At 71.2% G+C, this 6,794-nt stretch carries 7 protein-coding genes; 4 read left to right on the top strand and 3 right to left on the bottom strand.

The features are described from left to right. Nucleotides 1–68 precede the first annotated feature (68 nt). From ACTOWL_RS14210 to cysQ, 3 genes are read left to right on the top strand one after another with little or no spacing between them, the layout of a single operon-like run. A complete protein-coding gene (locus ACTOWL_RS14210; protein ID WP_441321891.1) occupies nt 69–857 on the top strand; it encodes an AraC family transcriptional regulator in 789 nt (262 codons plus the stop codon). Beyond that, nucleotides 854–2,251 carry an aminotransferase gene (locus ACTOWL_RS14215; RefSeq protein WP_441321892.1) on the top strand — a complete coding sequence of 466 codons (1,398 nt, stop codon included), beginning with the start codon at nt 854–856 and terminating at the stop codon, nt 2,249–2,251. Before ACTOWL_RS14210 ends, ACTOWL_RS14215 begins: the two co-directional genes overlap by 4 nt. Then, the gene (gene cysQ / locus ACTOWL_RS14220; protein ID WP_441321893.1) at nt 2,251–3,042 is read left to right on the top strand and encodes a 3'(2'),5'-bisphosphate nucleotidase CysQ; all 792 of its coding nucleotides are present in this window, start codon (nt 2,251–2,253) and stop codon (nt 3,040–3,042) included. Before ACTOWL_RS14215 ends, cysQ begins: the two co-directional genes overlap by 1 nt. A gap of 138 nt (nt 3,043–3,180) precedes the next feature. Here cysQ and ACTOWL_RS14225 read toward each other — a convergent pair whose 3' ends face one another. The 3 genes from ACTOWL_RS14225 to ACTOWL_RS14235 all read right to left on the bottom strand — a co-directional run bounded on the left by ACTOWL_RS14225 (nt 3,181) and on the right by ACTOWL_RS14235 (nt 6,128). Then, a complete protein-coding gene (locus tag ACTOWL_RS14225; protein WP_441321894.1) occupies nt 3,181–4,188 on the bottom strand; it encodes an OmpA family protein in 1,008 nt (335 codons plus the stop codon). A 447-nt stretch (nt 4,189–4,635) separates the two neighbouring features. Beyond that, nucleotides 4,636–5,274, bottom strand: coding sequence for a cyclodeaminase/cyclohydrolase family protein (locus tag ACTOWL_RS14230; RefSeq protein WP_441321895.1), 639 nt, complete (start codon nt 5,272–5,274; stop codon nt 4,636–4,638). After that, nucleotides 5,271–6,128 carry a tetrahydrofolate dehydrogenase/cyclohydrolase catalytic domain-containing protein gene (locus ACTOWL_RS14235; protein ID WP_441321896.1) on the bottom strand — a complete coding sequence of 286 codons (858 nt, stop codon included), beginning with the start codon at nt 6,126–6,128 and terminating at the stop codon, nt 5,271–5,273. Before ACTOWL_RS14235 ends, ACTOWL_RS14230 begins: the two co-directional genes overlap by 4 nt. A 174-nt stretch (nt 6,129–6,302) precedes the next feature. On the opposite strand from ACTOWL_RS14235, the gene folK reads away from it, so the two are divergent. Next, nucleotides 6,303–6,794 (top strand): 2-amino-4-hydroxy-6-hydroxymethyldihydropteridine diphosphokinase (gene folK / locus ACTOWL_RS14240; protein WP_441321897.1); only part of this gene is annotated, 492 nt, incomplete at its 3' end.

The raw sequence follows: 6,794 nt of genomic DNA on the forward strand, positions 1-6,794 counted from the left end.
GGCCGGGATGTCCGATAGCGCACGATCTGACAGAATATAGTCCGGATCGGACACAGCGGGGCCGTGTGGTGGAAAGCTGGATTCAGGTCGAGCGCGACCCTTTCCCGGCGGGCTTCTCGGGCGAGTGGCACCACCATCCGCGGGCGCAGCTGATCTATCCCGGCCGCGGCGTCATGGTGTTGCACACGCGCCACGGGCAATGGGTGGTGCCGCCGCTGCAGGGCTGCTGGCTGCCGGCCGGCGAGGAGCACCGGGTCGAGACCTCCGCCGGGTTCGAGATGCTGAGCGCCTATTGCGGCGGCCCGCTGCTGCGCCGGCTGCCCGAGCGCTGCGGCGTGGTCGCGGTCAGCCCGCTGCTGCGCGAGGTGATCCTGGCGCTGGAGGGCGCGACGGGCCGGGCCCGGCACCGCCTCTGCCTGGTCTTCGCCGACGAGCTGCGGCTGGAGCCGGCGCCCCGGCTGTTCCTGCAGCCCTTGGCGTCACCAGGGCTGCGGGCGATCGAGGTGGCCCTGGCGGCGGAGCCGGCCCATGCCGGGACTCTGGCCGGCTGGGCGACGCGGCTGGGCACGACCACGCGGTCGCTGGCGCGGGCCTTCCAGCGCGAGGCGCGGATGAGCTTCACCGCCTGGCGCCGCCAGGTCCGGCTGCGCGCCGCCCTGGTCCGGCTCGCCGAAGGGGCATCGGTGACCGCGGTGGCGCATGATCTCGGCTTCAGGTCGGCCAGCGCCTTCAGCCGCGATTTCCGCCAGGCCACCGGCCTTACGCCGCGACGTTATTTCCAGGCCGCGGCGCCTGCCATGCGCGAAACGCCCGGGACGGCAGCCTTGCCTTTCGGTAACGATGGCGGACGCCGATGAACAGCCGGAGGACGCCGCCCGTGATCCCCAATTCTACCGCCGCGCGGGACGTCGCCTACCTGCTGCACCCCTACACCAATCTCAGCGCCCATCGCGAGACCGGGCCGATGGTGATCAGCCGCGGCAAGGGCATCCACGTCTATGACGAGGAGGGGCGCGAATACATCGAGGGGCTGGCCGGCCTGTGGTGCGCCGGGCTCGGCTTCGACCAGGAGCGGCTGGTCGAGGCGGCGACGCGGCAAATGCGGCAACTGCCCTTCTACCACGCCTTCGGCGGCAAGGTGCCGGACGTGCTGGTCGACCTGGCCGAGGCGCTGATGGCGATCGCGCCGAAGCCGCTGGAGCGGGCACTGTTCGTCAATTCCGGCTCCGAGGCCAACGACCTGGCGGTCAAGATCGCCTGGTACGTCAACAACGCGCTGGGCCGGCCGGAGAAGAAGAAGATCATCGCCCGGCGCAAGGCCTATCACGGCGTCACCGTGATGTCGGGCAGCCTGACCGGCCTGGCCTATGCCCAGGACGGCTTCGACCTGCCGGTCGGCCGGGTGGTGCATGTCGACACGCCGCACCATTATCACGGCGCCGAGCCGGGCGAGAGCGAGGAGGACTACTCCACCCGCCTGGCCGCGCACCTGGAGGCGACGATCCAGGCCGAGGGGCCGGACACGGTGGCCGCCTTCATCGCCGAGCCGGTGATGGGCGCGGGGGGCGTGATCGTGCCGCCGCGCGGCTATTTCGAGAAGGTGCAGGCGGTGCTGCGCCGGCACGACATCCTGTTCATCGCCGACGAGGTGATCTGCGGCTTCGCCCGCACCGGCAACTGGTTCGGCTGCGACAGCTTCGGCATCCGGCCGGACATCATGACCGTGGCCAAGCAGCTCTCGGCCGGCTTCCTGCCGATCGCGGCGACGCTGGTCTCCGGCCCGGTCTATGAGGCGCTGGTGGCGGGCAGCGACAAGCACGGCATGTTCGGCCACGGCAACACCTATGGCGGCCATCCGGTGGCCGCGGCGGTGGCGCTGGAGACGCTGAAGATCTACCGCGAGATGGACATCGTCGGCCGCGTCCGCCGGGTCGGCGCGGCGCTGCAGGAAGGGCTGCGCCGCCATGCCGGCCATCCGCTGGTCGGCGAGGTGCGCGGCCTCGGCCTGATCGCCGGGGCCGAGCTGGTGGCCGACAAGGCCGCCCGGACCAATTTCGACAAGGCCCGCGGCATCGGCGCCGGCCTGGTCCGCCGGGCTCAGGCGCATGGCCTGCTGACCCGCGCCATGCCGGGTGACGTCATCGGCTTCTGCCCGCCGATGATCATCGACGAGGCCGGCGTGGCCGAGATGCTGCACCGCTTCGGCCTGGCGCTGGACGAGACCTGGTCGGCGCTGCGCGAGGCCGCGTGATGGCCGCCGATGCGCTGCCGCCGGTCGAGGCGCCCCCTGTGGAGGCCGTCGTCGACCTCGCCCGCCGCGCCGGCCGGGTGGTGCTCGAGATCTACAACAGCTTCGACGGCGCCTCCCTGCGCAAGGACGACGGCAGCCCGGTCACCGCCGCGGACCACGCCGCCGAGGCGCTGATCCTGCCCGGGCTGCGCGCCCTGCTGCCGGGCGTGCCGGTGGTGGCGGAGGAGCAGTGTGCCGCCCACGGCATCCCGGCCGCGGCCGATCGCTTCTGGCTGGTCGACCCGGTCGACGGCACCAAGGAGTTCCTGCGCCGCAACGGCGAGTTCACCGTCAACATCGCCCTGGTGGTGAACGGCGTGCCGGTGCTCGGCGTGGTCGAGGCGCCGGCCTTCGGCCGCCGCTTCTGGGCGGCCGGCGGGACGGCCTGGCAGCAGCAGGGCGACGAGGCGCCGCGGCGGATCGCCGTGCGGCCGACGCCGGCGGAGGGGCTGGTGGTGCTGACCAGCCGGTCGCATCGCGACGACCCGAAGCTGGATGCGGCGCTGCAGGGCCGCCGGGTCGCGGAGCGGCGGATCCTCGGCAGCTCGCTGAAGATCGTGCTGATCGCGGCGGGGGAGGCGGATCTCTATCTCCGCTTCGGCCCGACCATGGAATGGGACACCGCGGCGGCCGATGCGGTGCTGCGCGCCGCCGGCGGCGGCATCGACGATGTCTCCGGCCGTCCGCTGGCCTATGCCAAGCCGGGCTTCCTCAATGCCGGCTTCGTCGCGCGCGGGGCCGCGGCGGACTGATCTCGCGGAACCCGGCGCCCAAAGCAAAACGGCCGTCCACCAAATGGGACGGCCGTTTTGCTGTTCCCGGATCCCGGATGAAGAAAGGGGCGCCCCGAAGGACGCCCCAATCTCCCGATGGGATCTTTAAAGACCGTCTTAGTTGATGACGATCTCGACGCGGCGGTTCTGCGGCTCGCGCACACCGTCGGCGGTCGGGACCAGCGGATCGGACTCGCCGACGCCGCGGGTGACGATCAGGCTGTCGGCAACGCCGTCCGCGACCAGCTCGCGGCGGACCGACTCGGCGCGACGCACCGACAGGGCCTGGTTGTACCGGTCCGAACCCGAACGGTCGGTGTGGCCGGTGACGTCGATGCGGGTGGTCTGGCCCTGGAGGGCGTCAGCCGCGGCCGAGGCCACGATCTGGCGGGCTTCCGGGGTCAGACGCGAGCTGTCGAAGTCGAAGAACACCAGGTAGCTGCGCGGGGTGACGGTCTCGACCTGCTCGACCGCGGCCGGGGCCGGGGCGAAGGTGTAGCGCACGCCGACCAGGATGGTGTGGTTGTTGCTGCTGTCGTACTTCAGCTTGGCGCCCTGGTCGCTGAAGGTCGGCTCGGTGTTGCCGAAGTAGCGGTACTCGAGGTTCGCAGCGATGTTCGGCGCGAAGTTGTACGACACACCGGCGATGCCCTGATAGGCGAACTGGGTGTTGAAGTCCTTGAAGCTGCCGCCGCCGGCCTTCAGCTCGGAGTCGAGCATGGCGACGCCGACGCCGGCGCCGATGTACGGCACGAACGGCGAACCGAAATCGAAGTCGTAGTAGCCATTGGCCATGATGCCGATAGTGCGGAAATGACCATTCTTGAAGATGGTCTGGCCGTTGACCTTGGCATCCTTGAGGTCGTTGGTGCGCAGGCTGACTTCAGCGTCTGCACGGAACGAACCCCAGTCGTAACCGAGATAGATGTTGCCGGCCGGGCCGATGTCGTAGGTCGACTCGCCGTCGATGTTGGTGTTCTTGACGTTCCAGCTGTCATCCTGGCGGATGTTGACGCCGGCGCCGGCACCAACATAGAGACCGGTGGCCTGATATTCCTGCGCCATCGCCGGGGCTGCAACGAGCAGGGCGGCCGCGCCGACGGCGTACATCACGTTCTTCTTCATATCCAATACCTCGCTGATCACGGTTCAACCGAGGTCTCGTCCCCCGCTTCCTTCAAGGGCTGCGACCAGACCGCTCCCTTTGGATGTACGATGGTCGAACGTAGACCGCAATTGAAATGGACTTTGCTGTTGCGAATTTCGCGCAGTGTTGCAGCGATGCACCACCGCCCCGCACGGCCATTCCCGATCGGGGTTAACCGATTGTTCGGATTTTGGAAACCGAAAAGCGCCGGAGTCCGCGGGGCGGCGCGAATGCAACAAGGCCGTAACCTTCCCGGGGATCGGGCACATTTCACAAAATTCGGAAATCTATGAGCGAATCCAAGCAACTGAGCTGGAAATCTGCGGTCGGGTCGTCACTCCGGCGGCGCCGCCGCGCGGGCTTGGTGAATTCGCCTCGGATCACGGCCCCGGAGGAGCCGTCCGAATCCGGTGAATCACCCGTCCTCAGCGCAGCCGGTCCCGCACCAGCCGGGCGATGCCGTCGGCCCGCTGACCGGCGGCCGCAAGCAGGTGATCGCGGCTGTCGGCATAGACCTGGCGGCGGGCGGCGTCGTCGAGGCTGCGCAGATTGACGTCGACGGCGGTGAGCACCGCCTCGACCGCGCCGCGCAGCACCGCGGCGCCGGCGCCGACATCGCTGACGATCTGGGTCGCCGCCAGCGTGGCCGCCTGGTTGGCCAGGTCGATCCCCTCCAGCGCGGTCTGGGCCGCGTTCAGCGGCACCTCTGTGGCCGCGATCGTCGCCTGCCGCAGCGCGTCGCGGCGGGCGGCCTTCTCCGCCTCGGTCGCCTTCGGCAGCTTCAGCGCCGCCATATAGGCGTCGAACACGGCGATATCGGCGTCGGCATGGGCCGACAGCTCGGCCATCAGCCGTTCGCCCGACAGGATCAGCGTGTCGAGAAAGACCCGGTCGGGCGCCTTGTTGGCGGTGATGCGCAGCGCCATCACCACCAGGCCGAGGCCGAGCGTCGCCGACACCATCGCCGCCGAGCCGCCGCCGGGGGTCGGCGAATCGCTGGCCAGCGTGTCGCGGAAGGTGGCCAGCGGCCAGCGCCACAGGCTGTCTTCGGCTTCTGTCGTCATCGCAGTCTCCCGGCGCGGCGCTGCAGCTGCACGGCCTGCAGCAGATTGGCGAAGATCAGGGTCGCGGTCAGCGGCCCGACGCCGCCCGGCACCGGCGTCAGCGCCGTGACGACCGGGCGGACGCTGTCGGCATCGACATCGCCGACCACCCGGCCGTCGACCACCGAGATGCCGGCGTCGACCACCACCTGCCCCGGCCGGACCATCGCCCCGGCGACCAGGCCGGGCCGGCCGGCGGCGACGAAGACGATATCGGCGGCGGCGACCGCGGCGGCCAGGTCGCGGGTGCGGCTGTGGCAGACCGTCACCGTGGCGTCGCGGTTGACCAGCATCGGCGCCAGGGCCCGGCCGACGGCGCGGCCGCGGCCGACCACCACGGCGCGGGCGCCCTTCAGGTCGGCCGCGGTCTCGGCCAGCCGGATGCAGGCGGCCGGGGTGGCCGGCAGCAGCGCGTCGGCCTCGCGCCCGGCGGCGATCAGGCCGAGATTGTGCGGCGTCAGCCCGTCGACATCCTTCAGCGGGTCGAGCTGCCGGATCGCGATCTCGACATCCAGCCCGGCCGCCAGCGGCAGCTCCAGCAGGATGCCGTGCACGCCGGGATCGGCCGACAGCGCGGCGATGCGGGCGTCGAGCGCGGCCTGGCCGCCGGCCGGATCGACCGTCTCGACCCGGAAGCCGAGGCCCAGCGCGTCGGCGGTGCGCTGCTTGGCGGCGGCGTAGCGGGCGACCGCGGCGTCGTCGCCTGCCACCACCACGGCCAGGCAGGGGCGCAGGCCGGGCGGCGCCTCGGCCAGGATCCGCGATCGGATCCGCTCCGCGATCGGCTTGCCCAGCAGGGCGGCGGCTTCGGCCATGGCGAGGTCCCGTTGACGTCCGGCCGGGACATACACCACCGCGGCGCCCCCGGCTCGACATTTCCGCCCGACAAGGCCATAACGCCGCCGCCCCGCGCCACTGGGGCCGCGACACCGATCGGCCGATTCGCGGCGAAACGCGGATTCGGCCCGGAGCAAGCCCCGGAGCGAGCCATGGTCCCAGTCCTGTTCGCGCTCGGCACCAATCTCGGCGACCGCGAGGCCAATCTGCGCCGGGCGATCGCCTGGCTGCGCCGCGAGACCACGGTCGACGCCGTCTCCGCCGTCTATGAGACGGCGCCGATGTACGACACCGACCAGGGCGCCTTCCTCAACATGTGCGTCGCCGCCCGCACCGGCCTCGCGCCCGAGGCGCTGCTGGCGCGGCTGAAGGCGGCGGAGGCGGAGATCGGCCGGGTTCCCAGCCGCCCCAACGGGCCGCGGCTGATCGATCTCGACCTGCTGCTCTACGGCGACCGGGTCGTCGACCGGCCGGATCTGGTGGTGCCGCATCCGCGGATGGCGGAGCGCGGCTTCGTCCTGGCCCCCGCCGCCGACGTCGCCGCCGGCTGGATCCAGCCGATCGAGGGCCGCAGCGTGGCCGAGCTGCTGCAGGCGCTCGGGCCGCTCCCCGACGTCGTCCGGCGCGACGATCTGCGGCTGGGC

Source organism: Inquilinus sp. CA228, assembly GCF_052078665.1.
Classification (GTDB): Bacteria; Pseudomonadota; Alphaproteobacteria; order DSM-16000; family Inquilinaceae; genus Inquilinus.

What these genes read in the sequence shown, in the direction of transcription:
- ACTOWL_RS14215 (WP_441321892.1), top strand. Translation starts at nt 854, where the DNA reads ATGAACAGCCGGAGGACGCCGCCCGTGATCCCCAATTCTACCGCCGCG.
- cysQ (WP_441321893.1), top strand. Translation starts at nt 2,251, where the DNA reads ATGGCCGCCGATGCGCTGCCGCCGGTCGAGGCGCCCCCTGTGGAGGCC.
- ACTOWL_RS14225 (WP_441321894.1), bottom strand. Translation starts at nt 4,188, where the DNA reads ATGAAGAAGAACGTGATGTACGCCGTCGGCGCGGCCGCCCTGCTCGTT.
- ACTOWL_RS14230 (WP_441321895.1), bottom strand. Translation starts at nt 5,274, where the DNA reads ATGACGACAGAAGCCGAAGACAGCCTGTGGCGCTGGCCGCTGGCCACC.
- ACTOWL_RS14235 (WP_441321896.1), bottom strand. Translation starts at nt 6,128, where the DNA reads ATGGCCGAAGCCGCCGCCCTGCTGGGCAAGCCGATCGCGGAGCGGATC.